Origin of the sequence: Micromonospora sp. NPDC005174 (genome assembly GCF_040608495.1) — a bacterium.
Taxonomy (GTDB): Bacteria; Actinomycetota; Actinomycetes; order Mycobacteriales; family Micromonosporaceae; genus Micromonospora.
The window spans coordinates 31,706-51,523 of sequence record NZ_JBEXIJ010000013.1; the positions used below are offsets into that span (position 1 = coordinate 31,706).

Here is a 19,818-nt window from a genome sequence, read left to right on the forward strand (position 1 = left end):
CACCGACCCGGCCGTCGCCACTGTCACAACCGCGTCACCCAGCGCAAGTTGGCCTGTGCCCAGGCCGGTACGCGGGCGCCCCGGACCGCCTCGAACAGCCCGTTCCCGCCGTTGTCGAGCACCACGTACGAGACCTGGTCGATGGTCTGCGGCGACGAGGGCACCTGGACGCCGCGCATCCCGTCGGGCGGCAGCGCGCGGAGCGCGAGGAGCAGATCCTCCAGGGGTACGCCGTTGGTGTCGACGGTCAACGAGCCACCCACCGCGCGGAGCACCTGGTCCAGCTTGACCGGGTTGTTGCGCAGGTCGGCGTCGCCGGCGCTGTCCAGCATCGCCCGCAGGAGCTGCTGCTGGTGGCGCTGTCGGTCGTAGTCGCCCCCGGGCAGGCCGTAGCGCTGTCGTACGTAGTCCAGCGCCTGTGCCCCGTCCATCCGCTGGCAGCCGGTCGAGAAGACCCGGTTGGTGTGGATCGAGCGGACCTCGGTGTCGACGCACATCTGCACCCCACCGAGGAGGTCGATCACCTTCCGGAAGCCGGAGAAGTCGATGAGCGCGGCGCCGTCGAACCGGATGCCGGTGAGCCGGCTCAGGGTGGTCGAGAGCAGTCGGGTGCCGGCCGGCCCGCCGCCGCCGTGCTCGTACGCGGCGTTGATCTTGTCGGGGCCGCCGCCGAAGCCGTTCGCGGGCGGGATGGCGACCAGCAGGTCACGCGGGATGGAGACCAGGTACGCCTCGCGCCGCCCGGCCGGCACGTGCACGATGAGGATGGTGTCGGAGCGTTGGTCCGGTTCGCTGCTGCCGGCGCGTCGGTCGGTGCCGATCAGCAGGTAGTTGAGCGCCCCGTCCAGGTCGGTCCGGTCGGTGCGGGCGTCGGCGTCGAGCAACTGCTCCTTGGTCACCGTGCGGTCGTACCGGTGGGTCAGTGTCCTGAGGCCGACCACGGCGAGCCCGGCCAGCAGGACGAGGGCGAGGCCGATGCCGAGCAGGAAGCGTGGCCAGCGGGCGCGGTGTGGCCCGGCCGGGTGTGCCCGGCCGGCCGCGTTCCGCCCCCACCTGGACGTGACCGTCTCCCCGCAGCCGATACATGAGGTCTGTTCACCTCAGGCTACGGAACGTGAGGGGGCGATCGTCGGGCTTTACGCGAACGCGGCTGGGTGAAAACTCTCGGTTACTTTCCCTGCCGTAGTCGATGGCGAATACGCGCAGATCTAAGGCAGCACGGCAGAACACTTTGGTCCTGCGGCACTACGCCGATCACAGAGCGTAACCGATCATATTGATGAATCAACTGTTCGTCTGGACCTTCGGCTTACTCTCAGTAACGGTGGCTACGAATCTGTCAACTGCCTCTGGGTGGCGCAGGGTTTGGTGGCCGTCGAGGATCGGCCGGCCGTTCCTTCACATATGGGCAAGCAGGAGTAACGATGGCGCTCGAGTGTCGCGAATTCGTGGCCACGTGGCTACCGCAGGGCATGTACGTGAGCCTGGAACAGGGCTCGGTGCCGCCCGAGGTGTTCGACGCCCAGTCAGTGCCCGGCGCGCACCTGCTGCACGTGGCACAGGAATCGGTCAACTCCGCAGCGGTCCGGGACATGCTGTTGGCGCAACCGCCGGGCGTGCTGGCACGGATGGTGGACGGGTCGGCGCTGTCGGTCGCCGTGGGACTCGACAAGGCCGGTGCGTTCGCTCGTGCAAATGCACTGGGCCTGCCCGTTCTTGTTTCTGACAACACGCTCGCCGGGGAGGAAGACGAGCGGATATTGGCGATCGACGCTCAAGGGAGCTCCGCGCAGACCCCGGCCGTTGCGGATTACGTACTGGTGTTGCCGGAGTCGCACCTACTCACCCAACATTCGGCGACTCGCCGTGAGCTCGACGCCAGCCTGTCGCAGCTGCTGATCGGCCCACCGATGCCCAGCCAGGTCCGATTTATCGATGCCGACAAGGTCGAGTTGGGTATACCACCGCTGATGCTCGACACCCTCACCGACCAGGTCGGCGGGATCGCTGGTGTCGAGGAACTGGCCGCCTCGACCGAGGATGCGTCGCTCGTGCAGGGCGGGGTGATCGGGCTGTGGCGGGCACTGGCGGCCCTGGAGCTCGGCGAGGCCAGGCTGGTCACCGTCGATGCGCCTGGCGCGGATACCGCCACGACCGTGCTGGCACTGCGGTTTCCCGGCGGCGTCGGGCTCCTGCACGACACCTCGTCGGGCGTGCGGGCCGCGACTCTGCCTCGGCGTCCGGCCGCGCTGAGCATTGCCCACGCGGACGTGTCGGAGAAGGCGACCGCCCTGGTCGACGGTTCCGCGCTGGCGTATCCCTGGCTGAGAAGCGTCAATCCTGAGCGGGAGGCGGCTCCGACTGCTGACGCCTTCACGCTGAACTGCGTGATCACCACGATCGCCGTCGATCTGTCGCTGATCGACGGCCATGGTCACCAGGCCAGCGGCGTGGACACCGCGACCGGACCGAAAGATCGGGGACTGCCGGAGACCTACCTGGCGAACTATCAGGCGCAGAGGCTTGGCTTGCCCGACGGGGAAAGCCGGGCCTACTCGTCCGGGAGCCTCGAAGCCGTCCACGACCTGATGGCCGCCGCCCCGCGGGGTGCCCGTGGCCTCGTGCTGATCTACGGCGAGGACGCCCGCGCGCCACACGCCTTCAACGTGGTGCACGGTCCGTACGGCGTCAGATTCCTCGACGGTCAGCGCGGCGGCCCCGCCCGGCCCCCGCAGGTGATCACCGATGTCGCCTTCCTGCCCCTCACCGACAACATCGAAGTCCCGAACGAACATCCGCTCACCGTGTTGTCACCCGACCGCCGCGCCGGCGCCATCGGATTTGAAGCGGAAACAGCGTACCGGACCTCTGCTCCGGTCAGGCTAGTCAAAGACGAAGGCGTTCAGGAGATTGCGACCTCGCCCAATTTCGACATCCACCTTGAGTCCTCTGGCTCCAACACCATCATCGAGTTGGTGTCAAAGCCGTACAACGTTCTCGACGGAGAGACTCGCCACCGGCGACGCGACGAGGTGTGGCGCGATTTTACGCGGACGTTGCAGCGGATGGCTGACGTTAAGGGGTACCCCAGGCTGAAGACGTTGTTCAGTGAGAGCAACGGATTCCAGGCCGTAGATAGCGACGTTCTCGACGTCTACAATTTAAGAGGCACTCAAAGTTTTATCGACGGTTCGGATGATCCACTAAGCAACATGTATATGCAGTACACAGTAGGTGTTCCGCTGGCGGGCGTGTATCAGTTGCTGAAATTTGGTGAGCAGCACACCTGGGATATAAGCCGCAAGGCGCTAGTCGGGGCGGCGCTTGGCTTCGCCGATCAGGTGTCGGCGCTCTACCGAGCGGCTATGAGCGCCCCCAACGCGACCGGTAACTGGACGCAGGTCAGCGATTCTTCGTTGGCGCGTGACATAATGGAGCTTCGCGGTCTGTCGGCCCTGGCGTACACGCACGTTCTCGCTCCCATACTGGACCTCTCCGAACAGTATGCGGAATCTCGGCGGCAGTTGGTCAAAAATTATTTGCTGGCGGCCTCCCGAACTTCCCTGACGGCCATCCGGGGTCTACTTTCCGAACGGGCGCAGGACTGGGTGCAGGCAAATGCGAGCCGTGTGAGGAACCAGCTCACCGCGCACGCCTTGTCAGCGTTTCCCCAAATTCGACTGTATCTGAGCCAGACCGAAGGTGGCCGCCTCTTCAGCCGAACCGTGCTGGGAGCGGATGACACCTATAGTCTGGGTAGTCTTATCGACAACGTGCTACTTCCGCCGTCGCCGCGTAATCCCGAGCTCACTCAGGACAAGGTTCTCGGCATTCGCACCCATGTCAGCGCGGCGGACTTGGCCCGCGCCGGTGATCGCCTCATTTTGATGGAACTCCGCGCCTACGGGCGCAGCGGATATAGCGGTGTGGCTGATATCGAGCAGTATCTCAGCCGCTTGGAAACGCATATCCGTCACGTTGCCCGTTCCACGGCAGCCGCCCAGACTGCAGCCGATAATGATCAACACATCACCGGCTCGTTCCCGTTCAAGCGACGCAGCAGTGAGCTGATCGGTGATCATCGTTCCCAGGTGGAAGAGATCGCGCGGCGGATCGTGCAGCGAATTGTCGCCAGCGGCGCTTCAGCGAATGTCCTCGTGGAGGGCGGCGGGAACAAAAGCGGAAGCGACGCCGGAGCGCAACGGGCGAAAGCCGTGGCCGAAGCTCTCGCGGCGTCCGCGCGAGAGCACCTGGACGGCGTAGGCCTGGCGCGCTCATTGATCACCGTCCAGCACCAGGGCAGAGGCGATGGTGTCAGCGGAAGCCCGCACCCCGCGCAACGCGCTGCGGCCGCCGCCAACCAGCGCACCGTGGTGTTGTGGCTGGAGCCTCCGGCGGAGCAACAAACCACTCAGACGCGGGCGTGGGACATGCGAACCACACGTTTCGGCTCTGCGGGCGCCGACGTCGAGACACGGGAAGTGCCGTCGGACTACACCAACGAGTCACTGCGCACGGCGTACCCCTGGCTTGGACAGATCAACCCGGGTCGTGCCGCCGGCGGCGAGTACGCGACCAACTGCATCATGGCCGCGCTCTCCCTGGACCTCTCGTTGCGCGAGGGGCGGGTCTATGAGACGGCCACCACCGAGCCGTTGGACGGCGGCGACCTGCTCAACTATCAGCAGCAGGTGCTGGATCTGGCCGATGATCAGCACCGGGTGTACGAAATTCCGACCATTGAGGCGGCCGTGGAGGCACTGCGGGCGGCTGCCCCCGAGTCGCGGGCGCTGATCGCCGTGCGCCGACCTGAGGGTCAGGTCAGCCACGTGTTCGTCGGCATCCGCGATGGGCGCGGAGTCGCCGTCGTCGACCCCCAAACGGGTCGTCTGGGGCGGCTGCCCCTGGACACGACCGGTCTGGCGCTCATTCCGCTGTCGCACGACATCGCGCCGTCGACGCTCACGTCGCAGGCCGTGGACGTCCCTCCGGTGATCGTGTCGGTGCAGTCGGACCCCTCAGGAGACGGTGCCTACCTGGACGCCGCTACCCGAGACCTATTGGCCACCCTTTCCGCCCGAACCGTCGCCGCCGCGCGTCGGAGCGGTCCAATCGACGTTCAGGTCGACGGTGGCTGGAGCAGAACTACGCCAGATGCCGGCAACGCCGCCGCGCCGTCCCCGGCTCTTCGTGTTCAAGCGGTACTTGATCATTTGATGCCCCTCATCCGGCGGGGCCTCGCGGAGCTCGGTCTACACCGAGACACGGTCACCGTCGACGTTGTCCGCCGCGGACCGCAGACGCCTTCGGCGACGACGGACGCGACCTCGGGTGCTGGCGTGGACCAGCACGCAGTCACGGTCCGGTTGCTACCCGCGCGACGGATGCCTGCGGCGGACCCGTCCAGCGCGGACCAGCACCTGGTTGTCAGCGTCAATGAGCTGCTGGTCCGGCAGAACCGCAATGCCTCGGCCGCGGTGATTCTCGACGCCCGCGACGCGCATCCGATACGACAGACCGACGTCGGCGGGATCGTCAGCGCCGTGGCTGAACGCATCCTTTCCGGCGGTCTGTCCGATCGGATGCTCGGCGGATCACGGCGAGGCGTGGATCGACAGTACGACCACCAACTGTTCGGTGCCAGGCAGCCGACCCTGGGGCCACAACAGGCGCAGCTGACGGGCAGTAGTTCGACAGCACCGCAGTCGCTCGCAGATCAACGGGCGCGACCGAATCCGATGCGTGGACACGTGGTCGGGCTGGTGGCGGCTGATGGTTCGGTCCCTTTCCAGGCGGTGGCGGACGCACGGCTCGACGTGCGGACGCTCTTCCTTCGATTCACGGACAGGGGGGTGGACGTAGGGCCAATCGACGAGCTGACGCGTAACGAGCGGCGGCTGGGTTTCCTCCCCGGAGGACGTAACAAGCCTCGCAGGCCGGTGCGGATCATCATCAACACACCTCACGGCGAGGCTGGTGAGGCGGTGCTAGACCAACTTCGCCGCGCGTTCCGCGATACCGGCCGGGAGGCGTTCGTGCCGGCGCCCGGCAACAGAGTGGCGCTGTTTCAGGGCGATCTGGCGGCTGTGAACAGCCAGAGGAAGCCCGGGCAATGGGTGTCGGTCGGCGCGCAACGGCCGACTGAACCCCGCCACTACACAACGGACCCCTGGGGACTTCTGGGTCGGGACATGGACGACCCGCGATTCCTGCCCACCGAGGATGAACTTGTCTGGTGGATGGTTCGCGATTCGACGTTGCCTGCCTCGCTGGAGCGACCGGCCGGTGAGTCGATCAGGTCATTCGGGCTGGAGTTGGAATTCGCCTTGGCGCCTGGGATGCCTGAGCAGGAGGTTGCCGTACGTCGAGGCCGGATGGTCAATGACCTGCGTGCCTTGGGATTGACTAAGCAATCGCTTGTCAGGGCCGCACACTCTGCGCGAGACGAGGGCTACAATTCGCGACGGTCCGGCTGGAATCTCGAATTGGACGGCTCTGTTTCTGGTGAATTGGTGTCGCCGATCCTTCCGTACCAGCGAGCTTCCGATGAAGAGCGCTCGCGACTCTGGCGCGATGTCGCATTGGCGCTCGCCGTGATCCGCCGCCACGGCGGGAGGTCGAGCGCCAAGGTCGGGGGCCACGTGCACCTCGGCGTTGGAGATTACCAACGCGACGTGGCTGTCATGCAACGGCTGATCGACGCATTTCGGGGGCACCAGGATATCCTGTACCGGCTGGCCACCATGCCAGGCCAGCGCCTGCACCGCGGCACACTTTACGCCGCGCCGCTCGCCCCACCCGCGCGGTTCAACGAGCAACCCGTGTGGCCCTACTTTGACCTTCGCCGCGACGGCGGGGTCAACAACCGCGACATCGCTCTCAACGCTACGCCGCTTTCCGATGCCCACGCGGCGAATCGGCCCGGCAAGGACGACCACATTGAGGTCAGAATCTTCGACGGCGATCTGAGTCTCGGTGGAGTGCAGCTGCGCACCGAACTCAGCCGTTCCTTGGCGGACAGAGCCACCGGGCCTTCCAATCGTGTTCCTCAGTATTCGGCACTGGGTGAACACTTCCTACGCTGGGACCTGGATAATTCAGAAGACGCAGCTGCCCTGGAGCGAATACTGGAGTTGCTGCCGGCCGAAGCGACGGCAGCCCGCCTGCGCGTGAGAGAGTTATGGCGGCGTACCGCCTGGCAGATGCCGATCACGGTGCGCCAGAGTTACCGCGACGGTCTCTTCTTTCCGAGGCAGATACCTGACCAACGCGAGTGGCAAATGCTTTCGCCGATCGCCGAGCGCAATATGCGTCAACCCACCTTCGTCTACCAGCCAATGATCGGGGAATTCCGACCTGCGAACCCCGTTGCGCTTTCAAGCTTGCTGGAACAATGGAAGCCAGCCGGTGCTGGGACGCCGGCCATTGCCCACGGGGTCGTGATCGCACTCGCAAGGACACCGGTCGACCATCTCGGGATGTTGCCCAGGACTCTTGGTGTGTCGGTGGTCCAGCCGAGGGGCAATCAGTGGTCGGTCCAGGCGATATCCGGGGGAGGAGGATGGCTGTCGGCGAGCGGATGGGAGTTGCTCACCCGCAATGCCGACGGTTTCCCGATTGCCCGGCCTCTCGGTAGGGTATTCGGCCCGCAGGAATTGGAGTCGGTGTTAGGCGAACTACGGACCATCGGTCCTGTGCCTTCGGCTCCGGTCGCCGGTACGACTACCGGCCGGCGCCTCGGTCTCCTCCTCGGTTCGGAGCAACCGCAACTGTCGCAGGGGGATCTGGCGGGGGTGTCCCGTGTGGACTCGGTCGGGGATGGCTCATGGCTGGGTGATGACGCGCAGCCGGTCATGTGGCAGCCCTTGCCAGGCGCTCGTGGTGGCTGGGCTCTGTTGCCTGATCATGAATTGGCGCAGGTCGGCGACATTGAGCTTCTCGGCGAGGGTGCCAGTGTGCCGGTGGTGGTTCACCCGGCAGTGGACGGGACGGTCCGGGTGCCGGTGCGCGATCTGGATGGTGTGGGGCAGGATGCTGCTGCCTCGACGCCAATGGATGGCGGCTCGGTGCGGGAGGTGCGTCTGACCGCCGAGCAGTTGGCACCATTGCTGGATCGGCGGCTCCCACCGGGCGCGCCGGTGGCGTTGCTCTCCTGCAGGGCCGGTGAGCTGCCGGACGGGTTCGCCCGCCAGCTCGCCACGGCCCTCGGACGAGACGTTGTCGCGCCGACCAGGGATCTGTTCGTTGAGCCGCCCGGCGGCCAGAGGCAGCTGTTCACCGTTGGGGGCGAGAGTTGGGTGCTGTTCACTCCCGACTATGACGACGGTTGGGACGTCGTGAACGACGAGATCGACGGTTTCGTCGACGATGACGGAGTGGCCCATTTGAGCGAACGCGCCGTCTATCCGTTTGACGGGATTGCCGCGGTCACCCTACCGCCGAGTTGGTCGGTGCGGTTGTCCGATGGGGTCACCGAGCAGCACCCTAACGTGTACGTGATCGGCGAGTCTGCCGCGCCTGCGCTGCGCAAGTTGATCATGGACTTGGCGCAGGTGGCCAATGTCGATCACCCCGTGGTCGTGCTCGGCGCCCCGCATCCCGGCAAGCCCGCGCTCGCGTCCGACGTCGCCGGGTTGAACTACATGCTCGAGCAGCTCGCTCAACGCGACCGACTACCGGTGGTGGTCGCCCGCGCCATGATCACCAGCGAGTTGCTGACCGTGGTGCAGCAGTACGGTGCCACGATCCTGCACCCGACCACGCAACGGCCCGACAATGCGGGTATCGGTCTCGACATGTACTGGAAGGCAACCGCCTCCCGGAGAGACGAGCGTACGGCCGCCTCCGTGCATCTCTGGCCGGGGATCACCGCGGATGTCCTGCGCAGCGCTGTCACACTCTCCCGTCCCACCTCGGCGGTCGCGCGGGTCGAGGACACCCTCGGTGAGCTGATCTGGGCCGCTGACCTCGCCACCGCCCGCCGTGTCTTCGACACCGCTCGGCAACGCTGGTCACCTGAGCAGATGCGCGACAACCTCGCCCGCGTCGAGCAGATGATCGAACGGGTACCCGACCAGCCGGACCTGAGCCGCTACGCGCCGGTCCTCGAATTCGGCGCGACAGGCCACGCCGACATCGTCTTCGACTACGCCCTGGCCGACCCGGCGGACCAGCCCACAACACTGCTCACCGCCGTGGGCAACCTCGACACCGTCGGACTGCTCGACGCCGACCTCGACGGCGGCCTCAGCACCGGACGCTTGGCCGCCATGGTCACCGCGGTCGGCACCACCGACATCAGCGCATCCGTGCTCACCGTCATCGGCGACATCAAGGCAGGACGGTTCACCGACGCCAACACCTTCATCGAACGCAACCGCGACCGACTCACCATCGAACAGAAACAACACTGGGTCGACGCGATCACCAACCTGCGTGAGTTCCCCACCATGCAGAACATGCCCGAACAGCCAACAGCCGATCACCTCCTGCAACTCGCCCAGGGCGTGCTCAACTGCTGACCAAGCCCTGAACCCGAGCCTCCGGGTCGAACTCGCGCAGAGGGGGTCCTCGTTCCGTATCGAGGACCCCCTGCTGGGTGTGTTGCGTGAGAGCCGCGCCACCGTCACTTGCGGCCGGAGATCACCTCGGGGTGGTTGAAGACGAACTCGGCGAGCTTGTCCTGCTTGACCGCCTCGAACATCTGCATGGTCTCCGCGTTCAACGCCTCACGGTTGTTGCTGTTGCCGTTGAAGCTGCCGTTGTTGGTCTTCAGCATCGTCAGCTCGTTCGCGGTGACCCCACGCATGGTGAAGATGAAGTCCTCGATCGGCACGCCGCCGGTGTCCAGGACGAAGGCCTTGCCGGCCGCCTTGATCAATGAGTTCATCTTGGCCGGGTTGGTCAGCATGCCGCCGTCGGTGGCCTTGCGGGCCATCGCCTTGATCAGCTGCTGCTGGTTCTGCTGCCGGTCGTAGTCGCCGCCGGGGAGGCCGTAGCGCTGCCGGGCGTAGTCGAGGGCGGCCCAGCCCTCCATCTCCTGGCAGCCCTTCTTGTGCACCACCGGGGTCATCGACTTGCCGGTCTTCTTGGCGTCGGCGTTCCACATCGGCTTGCCGTCGACGAACGACATGTGCTTCGACTTGACCTCGTGGCTGACGCAGATCTTGACCGTGCCCAGCGTGTCGATGACGTTCTTGAAGCCACCGAAGTTGATGATCGCCGCGCCGTCGAAGCTGACGCCGGTGAGGCGCTTGATCGTCTGGGCCATCAGCTGGGCGCCACCCTCCCAGCCGCCACCGTTGCGGGCGCCGGCCTGGAACGCGGCGTTGATCTTGTCGGTGCCGCCGGCGAAGCCGCTCTTCTTGAAGGGCGGGATCTGCGCCTCGGTGTCCCGGGGGATCGAGATCAGGTACGCCTGGTCGTGCGAGGCCGGGATGTGCAGGATGATGATGCTGTCCGACCGGACGTCGTCGGCGGCCCACCGCTCCCGGGCGTCCACGCCCAGCAGCAGCATGTCGATCGGGCCGTCCAGGCTCGCGCCACCCTCGGCGTCGGACTTGCTGGCGTCGCCGAGCAGGTTGCGCTGGGCGATGTCGCCGGTGGCCTGACCGATCAGCACCTTCGTGCCGACGATGGCCACCCCGCTGCTGAGCATCAGCACCGCACCGAAGATCACGGTCAGGCGGGCCCAGAGCGGGTCCTTGCGCCGGGGACGCTTCTTCGACGGCCCCTTGCCGCCTGTCCGCTTGTCGCCACCACCCGGCGGACGACCGCCCGGACCACCGCCGGACGGGCCTGGCTGCACCGGTATGGACGCGGCGATCCGGCCGCTCGGCGCGGCGGATCTGGTGGACGGAGGGCGACGGCTGGCCTGAACCGGCATTCGTGCTCCAGCTCGTGATCAGGAGGGGGCGGCACCACTGTACGGACATCAATTCGACTTTGCGAGTTCATCTGCACTCAATCAGGACGACAGGCTCAGTCAACCGGGCGATCGGCTCCACTCGATGGCCGAAACGGTGAGTCCGTCTCGCGTCCGGCCGACCGCCCGTGCCGCCCCGGTGCTCAGCCGCCGTCGGTGCTCTTCGGCGGGTTGGCCTTCACCCAGTCCGCCATGGTGTCGGCCGACATCGCCTGGTACATCGCCAGTGCCTTCTCCCGGTTCGAGACCACCACCGACTCGCCGTTGATCGTGTCGCTGCCCGAGTTCGGGCTGGTCAGGAACGTGAGGTTCTCACCCCGCAGGTTGCGGAACTGCACCGCCATATCGGTCAACGAGAAGTCCTGGTCGACGGTCACCGCCGCGGTCACCGATTTGAGGAAATCATTGAGCTTCTTCGGGTTCGCCAGCGTGCCGGTGCTCGCCGCCTTGTCCATCAGCGCCCGCAGGAACTCCTGCTGGTGTCGCATCCGGGCGAAGTCACCCTCGGGGAACTGCTTACGCTGCCGGATCCAGTCCAGCGCCTCCGAGCCGTCCATGTGGTTGGTGCCCTTGGTGAACGTCCGGTACGGCTTGTGGATCGAGGTGATCGTCCGCTCCACCTTCAGGTCCACGCCGCCGAGGGCGTCGGTGACCTCCTTGAAGCCGCCGAAGTCGATCGCCATCACGTGGTCGATCCGGACGTCGGTGAAGCACTCCACGGTGCGGACCGCCAACGGCAGACCACCGAAGGCGAACGCCGCGTTGATCTTCGCGCGCTGGCCGGAGCCGCAGTCCGCGCCGGCGCTCTCCGGGATCGGCACGTACAGGTCGCGCGGGATGGAGACCAGGTACGCCTGCTGGTGGTCGGCCGGAATGTGCATCACGATGATCGTGTCGGCCCGCCACTGGCTCTTGGAGTCGACCGGCGCGTCCGGGTCCCGGGAGTCGCTGCCGACCAGCAGGATGTTCAACGCGCCGTCGACGGGCTTCGCCGGCCGACCGCCGGTGATCTGCGCGAACGGGTCGGTGCGGGCCAGATCGTTGTTGAGGTTGCGCGCGTACAGCCACGCGCCCAGGCCGCCGAGCAGCGCCAGCACCAGCACCGCGACACCGGCCACCAGCCCGATCCGGCCCCACCGCGGCCGGGGGCCACGCCGTCCCGGCCCGCCGGCGCCACCGGGCCCGCCAGGTCTCGTGGGCCCCGACGGCCCGCCCGGGCCGGGCTGCTGCTCGTCGTACGACGGATACCAGCGCGCCTCTGTCGGACGCGCACGTCCGGAGGCGCCCCGGTCGGGGCCGGGCACCGAGGCGCGCCCGGCGCTGCGGTGCAGATGCGGGTGAGGAACGCCGGCAGGGGTCGCTGACATGCAACTCAGGGTACGTAGCGGGAGCCACTACCGCCCTCAGGTGACACTCAGCGATCGGCGGCCTGCCGGGAGCTGGTTACCCTAGCCGCGCCCGAAAGTACTCGATCGTGCGTCGCAGGCCGTCTTCGGGCGTCACCGTCGGCTCGTATCCGAGCAGTTCACGGGCGAGAGTCAGATCGGGGCGGCGCATCTCCGGGTCGTCCGAACTGCGCGTGATGTACGTCACCTGCGAGCTGCTGTCGGAGAGCGACACGATCAACTCGGCGAGTTGACGCATGGACATCTCGTGTTCGGTGCCGCAGTTGACCGGGCCGGTCTCGGTCGAGTCGAGCAGCAGCAGGATGCCCCGCACCAGGTCCTCGACGAAGCAGATCGACCGGGTCTGGTTGCCGGTGCCGTGCACGGTGATCGGCTCGCCGCGCAGCGCCTGGGAGATGAAGGTGGGGATGGCGCGACCGTCGTCCGGGCGCATCCGCGGGCCGTACGTGTTGAAGATCCGCACGATCGCGGCGTCCAGCCCCCGGTACCGGTGGTACGCCATCGTGGCCGCCTCGGAGAAGCGCTTGGCCTCGTCGTAGACGCTACGGACGCCGATGGGGTTGACGTTGCCCCAGTAGGTCTCGCGCTGCGGGTGCTCCTTCGGGTCCCCGTACGCCTCGGAGGTGGAGGCCATCAGGAACCGGGCACCGTCGGCGACCGCCCGCTCCAGCAGGTGCAGGGTGCCCACCGAGCCGACCCGGAGAATCTCCACCGGCAGTTGGGCGAAGTCGGTGGGGCTGGCCGGCGAGGCCATGTGCAGGATCGCGTCGAAGCGCTCGGCCAGCGCCGGGTGGTGCGTCGGCAGGCCGTCGGAGAGGTCGGCTTCGACCAGGGTGAAGGTTGGCCGGTCCAGCAGGTGGGCGACGTTCTCCTTGGACCCGGTGACGAAGTTGTCCAGGGCCACCACCGTGCAGCCCCGGGCGATCAGGGAGTCGACCAGGTGCGACGGGACGAACCCGGCGCCGCCGGTGACGAGAACGCGGTGACCGGAACCGAAGCGCTCAGCAACCTTCATGCCGGTCAGCCTACCGACCCTCCTGAACAGCGAGAGGCCCCCTGTTGACGCGTGGCGTCAACAGGGGGCCGGTACGTCGATCAGTGGGCGCCGGCGCCGGTGAGGGCGCGGACCTCCAGCTCCGCGTACTTGTCCTCGTCGTGCTCCTTGGAGATGAGCGTGCCGACGAACCCGCAGAGGAACCCGAACGGGATGGACAGGATGCCCGGGTTGGACAGCGGGAACCACTGCCAGTCGTGGTCCGGGAACATCGACGTCGCCGCGCCCGAGACCACCGGTGAGAAGAACACCAGCACCACGGCCGAGACCAGACCGCCGTAGATCGCCCACACCGCTCCGGAGGTGTTGAACCGCCGCCAGAACAGGCTGTAGAGGATCGCCGGCAGGTTGCCCGAGGCGGCGACCGCGAAGGCCAGCGCCACGAGGAACGCCACGTTGAGGTTCTGCGCGAAGATCGACAGCAGGATGGAGATCGCGCCGATCACCAGGGCGGAGATCCGGGCGACCCGTACCTCCTGGCGCTCCGACGTCTCGCCCTTCTTCAGCACGTTCGCGTAGAAGTCGTGCGCCAGGCTGGACGAGGAGGCCAGGGTCAACCCGGCGACCACGGCCAGGATGGTGGCGAAGGCGACCGCCGCGATGATCGCCAGCAGGGCCGCGCCACCCAGTTCACCGCCGAAGAACTCCAGGCCGAGCGCCTCGGCCAGCTGCGGCGCGGCCGTGTTGCCGGCCTTGTCCTGCGCGATGATCGCCGGACCACCCACCATCGCCGCCGCGCCGAAGCCGAGGGCCAGGGTGAGCAGGTAGAAGGTGCCGATGATGCCGATCGCCCAGAGCACGCTCTTGCGGGCCGCCTTGGCGGTCGGCACGGTGTAGAAGCGGATCAGGATGTGCGGCAGGCCGGCCGTGCCGAGCACCAGCGCGATGCCGAGCGACAGCAGGTCCATCTTGTTGTAGAACGTCTGCGTGGAGTTCCCGGCGACCTCCACCCCGTACCGCAGGCCCGGTCCCAGAAGTTTGTCGCCCTTGCCGGAGGCCGCCGCGGCGGCGCCGAGCAGCTCGGACAGGTTGAAGTGGAACTTGGCGAGGACCAGCACCGTCATCAGCAGCGCGCCGCTCATCAGCAGGAACGCCTTGACGATCTGCACGTACGTGGTGCCCTTCATGCCACCCACGGTCACGTAGATGATCATCAGGGCGCCGACCATGATGATGGTCGCCACCTTGGCGGTGGCCGCGTCCATGCCGAGGAAGGTCGTGCCCGGCTTGATGCCGAGCAGCAGCGCCACCAGCGCGCCGGCGCCCACCATCTGGGCGAGCAGATAGAAGATCGACACCGTGATGGTGGAGACCGCCGCCGCCGTACGCACCGGACGCTGCCGCATCCGGAACGCCAGCACGTCGGCCATCGTGTACCGGCCCGAGTTGCGCAGCAGCTCCGCGACCAGCAGGAGGGCCACCAGCCAGGCGACCAGGAAGCCGATCGAGTAGAGGAAGCCGTCGTAGCCGTAGAGCGCGATGATGCCGGCGATGCCGAGGAACGAGGCGGCCGACATGTAGTCGCCACCGATCGCCATACCGTTCTGGAATCCGGAGAAGGACCGGCCGCCCGCGTAGAAGTCGGTGGCCGTCTTGGTCTGCCGGCTGGCCCAGATGGTGATGCCCAGGGTCACCGCCACGAACACCAGGAACAGCGTGATGGTCAGGTTGCGGGCCGTGTGGTTACCAGCCTCGGCCGCGAGGAGCAGGTCAGCCGCGTGGACCGTCATCATGGGTCACCTCCCCGATCTCGGCACGGATCCGGTCGGCGACCGGGTCGATCTTCCGGTCCGCGTACCGGGAGTAGAGCCAGGCGATCACGAACGTGGAGACGAACTGGAGCAGGCCGAAGACCAGCGCAACGTTGATGTTGCTGCCGAACAGCTTCGTGCCCATGAAGTCCCGGGCATAGGCGCAGAGAATGACGTAGAGCGCGTACCACAGGAAGAACGCGACGGTCATCGGGAAGACGAAGCCGCGTAGCGCGCGGCGCAGTCCGGCGAACTCGTCCGACTGCTGCACGGCCAGGTACTTGTCCGGCTGGGAAGCGGTCGGGGCGGGTGTGTCCGTGGACATCTATGGATCACCACCTTCACAGGCGTCGGGGGTAGTTCCGCGCACCGTAGAGAGCACGCTCCCCGACAAGGAAGGTCGAGATCGACGCCGGTCGTCGAGTGCGCCGAGCGGTTGGCTGGGTGCGCCGAGTGACCCACGTCACCCCGGTGACCGGTCGCGCGTCGAGAGCCCCTGGTCAGGCCGGCAGCTCGTGATACCGCCCCCGGTAGTGCAGCAGCGGCATGGTGTCCGCGCTCAGGTCGACGGCCTCGATGGTGGCCTCCACCAGCAGCCCCCAGCCGTACTCCCGGGCGGTGTCGAGCCGGCACCCCGCCCAGCCGCCGGCGTCGGACGGCACCGGACCGTAGGGCGTGTCGGTCCACGAACCGGTGGCGAAGAGCCCTCCCGGCGCGGGAAAGAGGCCGGCGAAGCGATCGGCGAGCTGCCGATGTGGCGGCCCGAGCGGCGCGACGGCGAAGCGACCCGCCTCCTCGACGGCGGCCCAGAGGTCGGACTCCGGATCGATCAGCCCGAGCAGCCGGTCCGGCTCTCCCTCCGCGACGAGTGTCGACGAGACCGTCAGCCCCGCCGGACCGGGTGCCGTCCAGAGCGTGACCGGCGCGGCGAGCCGACCCCGCAGCCGGCGGGTCGGTGACCGCTGTCCGGTCGGCACCGCGAACGGATCGGTGTGGTGGATCTCGGCACCCGGCTCATGATTCACGTGAAACATTGTGCCGCCCCGGCCTCGCACCCAACCCAGGAAGCGCGCGTGCAGGTCGGCCGGTCGCCCGTTCAGCTGGGCGAGCTGGTCGCCCGCCTCCGCCATCAACGTGCCCAGGTAGAACAGCAGCGCCGTGCGGTCGTCCCGGTACTCGGCCAGCAACGCGAGCCGCGCCGGTTGGCAGGGCCACGGCGCGCCGCAGCCCCGGCAGCGCCACAGCGGCCGCATCGGCAGATGCGGCCGACTCACCCCACACCTCCGGCGGCCGGCAGGAGACAACACCTCTCTGAGCGTGATGCCTGAGAGTCATCTTGATGACCCACAGGCATCACGCTCGTTGGGGTGTGAGGTTCCCGGGCACGCCACGACGCGCCGCCGCGTGCCGGCTCGATCGCGCCCGGCACGGCCGTCGCCGCCACGTTCCTCATCGAGTACGACCACCGCGCCCCGCCCCGACCAGGATTGAACCCGAGCACGGCTGCCTCCTCCCAGTGGATGCGAGGGCCGCCCCGCTCGGGGGACTGACCGGGGTGGCCCGACGCAGGACCGGCCGCCGGGTCGTCGCCTCCACCGGCCGGGCCGCGCGCTCTCCACCCTGGACGGCGCGGCGTGGACACGGGAGGATTCCAGGGCTTACTACGCACCGTGGTCACGTACTTGCCAGATTGAGCGTCGGCGAGCATGTCGGATTCGGTGGCGGCTTCGTGTTCGCCGATCTGCCCGACGGAGACAGGGTGCTCTACCTGGAAAATGCCGCTCGCGGACACGTCGTGGACGACCCCGAGACGCTCCGGTTGATTGATCGCAAATGGGATAGTCTGCTCGGCGAAGCATTGTCCACAGGCGCGTCGTTGGACCTGATCCGGAAGCTGAAGGTGACACCGTGACGATGATCGAGCCGCGCTGGCGCACCTCCACCCGGTCGACCGACTCCGGCGGCAACTGCGTCGAGGTGGCGGACAATCTGCCGGGTGTCGTACTGGTGCGGGACAGCAAGGATCGGTCCGGCCCGGTGCTCACGTTCAGCCCGTCGGCCTGGACCGGATTCCTCGCCGCCCGAGCCTCTCGCGGCCCGGTCGACTAGCGCCGTGGCGTGACGGTGGCCAGTAGTTCCGGCTGACGCCGGTCCAGGACGTCACCGGCCAGGTACGCGCCGAGCAGCGCTGTGCCCAGCCCGTACGCCGTGCCGAACGGGAGGGCCAGCCAGAGCCAGGCGTCGCCGAGCAGTGCGGCGGCCACCACCATCGGCACACCGACGACCGCCGTGGTGACCATGGCCAACAGGGTGAGCAGACCCTTTGCCATGCCCGCGCCGCTGTTCATTCCGAACGGGTTGCTCGTCTCCGGCAGCGAGTACGCCCCGAGCACCGAGACGAAGCTGTTCACCGCCAACCCGGCGCCGTAGGTGGCGACCAGACTGCCCACCATGAGCCCGATCCACGCGGGTCGACTGAGCAGCACCGACAGCACCACCGCGACGAGCACCAGCATCGGTAGGACGTACAGCGAGAACGCGGTCATCCGCGCGCGCAGCTCGATCCGGCCGGGGACGCCGGCCACGACGTTCGCGGCGTACGCGCTGCCGTCGAAGCCGAACTGGTTGGCCAGGGTGGCCGAGGCGACTATGCCGACGATGAGCAGGGAGAGGGTGACCACGACCGGTGAGCTGTCGCCGGCAGCCGCCGTGAACCCCCCGTTCTCGGGGGACGCGAAGTCTCCACCCATGACGTTGACCAGGACGGGCACGAAGATGCCGACCACCGCGATCGTGATCAGGTTGGCTCGGCGGCGGGCGTCCCGCCACCAGTAACGGGCGTCCCGGGCGACAAGCGCGCCGAACCGGTCCCGCCGTACCCAGGCGGTGGCCCGGGGGAACAGTTGGGCGACCGCGCCCCCGCCGACTTCGCGTCGGGCCGGCGCCCTGCCAGCGGTCGCCGAGCCGACCATCGCCGACTCCAACGACCGCGACCACCAGGCCAGCAGGGCAGCGATCGTCGCCACCGTGATCAGCAGTTTGAGCGGGGCCGCCCACACCCGTCCCTGTGCCACGTCGATACCGGCGGTCCACGGAGCCCCGAACGGCGTCCACCCGAGCACCGAGGCCGGCCCGGTCAGTCGGTTCCAGTCCGTCTGACGCAGCGCCGCCAGGCCGAAGACCTGCAACGGGCCGAGCAGCGCGGCGGTCACCGCCAGCAGCACGGCCGCCAGGTCCCGCACCCGGCGGGACCGCAGCATGCTCGCGAAGGCGCTGGTCACCGCCCGGCTGGCGGCCACACAGAGCAACAACCCGGCGAGTACGCCAAGCACGGCCACCAGGCCGGCGGACCAACCGCCCAGCGCCCACGCGGTCAGCACCAGCCCCAGCGAGGCGATCGACGCCGCCAGCACCGGCACGCTGACCAGCGCGGCGGCGAACAACCCGACGACCAGGGTGCGGCGCGGCAGCGGTAGCAGCGCGAACCGGGCCGGGTCCAGTGTCTCGTCCACCCCGAAGAAGACGAGTGGCAGCAGCAGCCAGCCGAGCACCAGCAGGCCACCGCCCGCGGCGGCGACCAGCACCGCGTACCGCCCGTTGCCCGTCATGCCGGGCGCGGCGAACAGGAAGAACCCACTGGCCGCGAACCAGAGGCCGACCAGCGCCCCGCCGACGAACATGGCGATCCGCCAGCCCTGGCCCCGGAAGTTGTTGCCCATCACCCGCAGCTTGAGCCGTACGAAGTGTCGCGCGGAGACCGTTCGCGCCGGAGTGGCGGGCGCGGCAGGCGCGGTGGCCGCGCTCACCTGGACAGCCACGACAACTCGTCACCGGTCGCGGTGCGCCCGCCGACCACCTCGACGAAGACCTGCTCCAGGGAACGGCCCCCGCGAACGTCGGCGATCGTGCCGACCCGCTTGATGGTGCCCTGGGCCAGGATCGCCACGTGCGAGCACAACCGCTCGACGACCTCCATCACGTGGCTGGAGAAGACCACCGTGCCGCCGCCGGCCGCGTACCGGGTGAGAATGTCGCGGATCAGCGCGGCCGACACCGGGTCGACCGCTTCGAACGGCTCGTCCAGCACCAGCACCCGCGGGCCGTGCAGCAACGCGCAGGCCAGCCCGATCTTCTTCTTCATGCCTGCCGAGTAGTCCACCACCAGCGTCCGGCCGGCGTCGCCGAGCGCCAGGACGTCCAGCAGTTCGGCGGCCCGCTGGTCGACCACCGCCGGGTCCATCCCCCGCAGCAGCCCGTTGTACGCCAGCAGTTCGGCACCGCTGAGCCGGTCGAACAGCCGTACACCGTCGGGCATCACGCCGAGCAACTGCTTGGCCGCGACCGGATCGCGCCACACGTCCTGGCCGAGCACCCACGCCGACCCGGCGTCCGGGCGCAGCAGCCCGACCGCCATCGACAGGGTGGTGGTCTTACCGGCGCCGTTCGGGCCGAGCAGCCCGTAGAAGGAGCCGGCCGGTACGTCCAGATCGACGCCGGCAACCGCGACCGTGCCGTCGAACCGCTTTGCCAGACCACGCAGCACGAGCGCGGGATGCTCACCAGTCATGGGCCCGACGTTATCCGCCGATCGCCAATTTCACCGTCCCGCAGAGGGCGGACTCGCGATGATCCTCCGACGCTCGCCGGTCTTGATCCACTCGTGTTGCGAAATATTGCGGTAAC

12 protein-coding genes are annotated in these 19,818 nt (G+C 67.8%); 3 read left to right on the forward strand and 9 right to left on the reverse strand.

The window, feature by feature from the left end; genetic code table 11:
- Nucleotides 1-23 precede the first annotated feature (23 nt).
- Nucleotides 24-986 (reverse strand): LCP family protein, encoded by a 963-nt coding sequence (locus tag ABZU91_RS16460; protein WP_355240693.1) that lies wholly within the window; start codon nucleotides 984-986, stop codon nucleotides 24-26.
- A 486-nt stretch (nucleotides 987-1,472) separates the two neighbouring features.
- Here ABZU91_RS16460 and ABZU91_RS16465 point away from each other — a divergent pair, with 486 nt between their 5' ends.
- A complete protein-coding gene (locus ABZU91_RS16465; protein ID WP_355240403.1) occupies nucleotides 1,473-9,521 on the forward strand; it encodes a toxin glutamine deamidase domain-containing protein in 8,049 nt (2,682 codons plus the stop codon).
- A 104-nt stretch (nucleotides 9,522-9,625) separates the two neighbouring features.
- Here the strand turns inward: ABZU91_RS16465 and ABZU91_RS16470 are convergent, their stop codons facing one another.
- From ABZU91_RS16470 to ABZU91_RS16495, 6 genes are all read right to left on the reverse strand, one after another.
- A complete protein-coding gene (locus ABZU91_RS16470) occupies nucleotides 9,626-10,885 on the reverse strand; it encodes an LCP family protein (protein ID WP_355240406.1) in 1,260 nt (419 codons plus the stop codon).
- A 182-nt stretch (nucleotides 10,886-11,067) separates the two neighbouring features.
- Entirely contained in the window at nucleotides 11,068-12,291 is a 1,224-nt protein-coding gene (locus ABZU91_RS16475; protein ID WP_355240409.1) for an LCP family protein, read from the reverse strand.
- 76 nt (nucleotides 12,292-12,367) lie between these two features.
- Nucleotides 12,368-13,345: an NAD-dependent epimerase/dehydratase family protein gene (locus ABZU91_RS16480; RefSeq protein ID WP_355240412.1), complete on the reverse strand. Its 978-nt coding sequence runs from the start codon at nucleotides 13,343-13,345 to the stop codon at nucleotides 12,368-12,370.
- 80 nt (nucleotides 13,346-13,425) lie between these two features.
- On the reverse strand, nucleotides 13,426-15,114 hold the full coding sequence (locus tag ABZU91_RS16485; protein ID WP_355240696.1) for a cation acetate symporter: 1,689 nt from the start codon (nucleotides 15,112-15,114) through the stop codon (nucleotides 13,426-13,428).
- Complete coding sequence (locus ABZU91_RS16490) at nucleotides 15,095-15,460, reverse strand: DUF485 domain-containing protein (protein WP_355240415.1); 366 nt, start codon at nucleotides 15,458-15,460, stop codon at nucleotides 15,095-15,097. Before ABZU91_RS16490 ends, ABZU91_RS16485 begins: the two co-directional genes overlap by 20 nt.
- Nucleotides 15,461-15,635: 175 nt before the next feature.
- Complete coding sequence (locus ABZU91_RS16495; RefSeq protein WP_355240699.1) at nucleotides 15,636-16,388, reverse strand: flavin reductase family protein; 753 nt, start codon at nucleotides 16,386-16,388, stop codon at nucleotides 15,636-15,638.
- Nucleotides 16,389-16,825: 437 nt separating this feature from the next.
- On the opposite strand from ABZU91_RS16495, the gene ABZU91_RS16500 reads away from it, so the two are divergent.
- Nucleotides 16,826-17,047 (forward strand): Scr1 family TA system antitoxin-like transcriptional regulator, encoded by a 222-nt coding sequence (locus ABZU91_RS16500; protein ID WP_355240418.1) that lies wholly within the window; start codon nucleotides 16,826-16,828, stop codon nucleotides 17,045-17,047.
- Nucleotides 17,044-17,244, forward strand: coding sequence for a DUF397 domain-containing protein (locus tag ABZU91_RS16505; protein WP_355240421.1), 201 nt, complete (start codon nucleotides 17,044-17,046; stop codon nucleotides 17,242-17,244). Before ABZU91_RS16500 ends, ABZU91_RS16505 begins: the two co-directional genes overlap by 4 nt.
- On the opposite strand, the gene ABZU91_RS16510 is transcribed toward ABZU91_RS16505, so the two are convergent.
- Nucleotides 17,241-18,953: an ABC transporter permease gene (locus ABZU91_RS16510; RefSeq protein WP_355240424.1), complete on the reverse strand. Its 1,713-nt coding sequence runs from the start codon at nucleotides 18,951-18,953 to the stop codon at nucleotides 17,241-17,243. The two genes, ABZU91_RS16505 and ABZU91_RS16510, sit on opposite strands and share 4 nt — an antisense overlap.
- Nucleotides 18,938-19,702, reverse strand: a complete 765-nt coding sequence (locus ABZU91_RS16515) for an ABC transporter ATP-binding protein (protein ID WP_355240427.1) — start codon at nucleotides 19,700-19,702, stop codon at nucleotides 18,938-18,940. The genes ABZU91_RS16510 and ABZU91_RS16515 overlap by 16 nt, the downstream gene beginning before the upstream one ends.
- Nucleotides 19,703-19,818 lie beyond the last annotated feature (116 nt).